Below are 1,008 nucleotides of genomic sequence, written 5' to 3' on the forward strand. Positions count from 1 at the left end.
ATGCCAGATGGCGTAGGCGGTCGCCATATTGGCAAGCAGCGCCTGCGCGGTGCAGATGTTGGAGGTCGCCTTGTCGCGGCGGATATGCTGTTCGCGCGTCTGCAAGGCGAGGCGGTAGCCCGGCCGGCCCTTGCTATCGGTCGACTGGCCGACCAGGCGACCGGGCATCAGGCGCGTCAGCTTGTCGGAGACGGCGCAATAGGCGGCGTGCGGGCCGCCAAAACCCATCGGCACGCCAAAGCGCTGCATCGGGCCGACCGCAATGTCGGCGCCGAGCTTTGCCGGCGCGTCGGTCAGCGTCAGGCCAAGCGGATCGGCGACGAAAACGACCAGCGCGCCGGCAGCGCGAGCCTTGGAGATCGCCGCCTTGTGGTCGCCATAGACGCCGAAGGTGTCAGGCCATGAGACGAGCAGGGCGGCGGTGTTGTCGTCGATCTCCTCGCCGTCAATCTCGATGCCGAGCGGCTCGGCGCGGGTGCGCACCACGTCCAGTGTCTGCGGATGCGGCGTGCCGGCGAGCGCCACCTTGGTGCGCCTGTCGCGATGGTGGCGCAGGGCAATGCCGACCGCTTCGGCGACTGCTGTTGCCTCGTCGAGCAACGAAGCCGACGCCACCGGCAGGCCGGTCAGTTCCGTGACCAGCGTCTGGAAGTTGAACAGCATTTCCAGCCGGCCCTGGCTGATCTCGGCCTGGTAAGGCGTGTAGGCAGTGTACCAGGCCGGATTCTCGAACAGATTGCGCTGGATGACCGGCGGCACGTGGACACCGTGGTAACCGGCGCCGATGAAGCTCTTCAGCACTTTGTTCTTCGCCATGGTCGCGGACAATTCGGCAAGCGCTTCGGCTTCGCTGGCTGGCGCTGGCAGGTCGAGCGGCTGGTCGAGGCGGATCGATCTCGGCACGGCCTGACTGATCAGCGTCTCCACCGAGGGAACACCGATGACGGTGAGCATGGCTCGAACGTCGGCAAGGCTGGGTCCGATGTGGCGGGCCGAGAACGGGTAGGG

General features: G+C 66.9%; 1 pseudogene. It reads right to left on the minus strand.

What is annotated here, in order from left to right:
• Positions 1-1,008, minus strand: a pseudogene (locus EOA36_RS36060) (glycine dehydrogenase); the annotation flags it as partial.

This window comes from Mesorhizobium sp. M8A.F.Ca.ET.021.01.1.1 (assembly GCF_003998025.1).
In the GTDB taxonomy this organism is placed as follows: domain Bacteria; phylum Pseudomonadota; class Alphaproteobacteria; order Rhizobiales; family Rhizobiaceae; genus Mesorhizobium.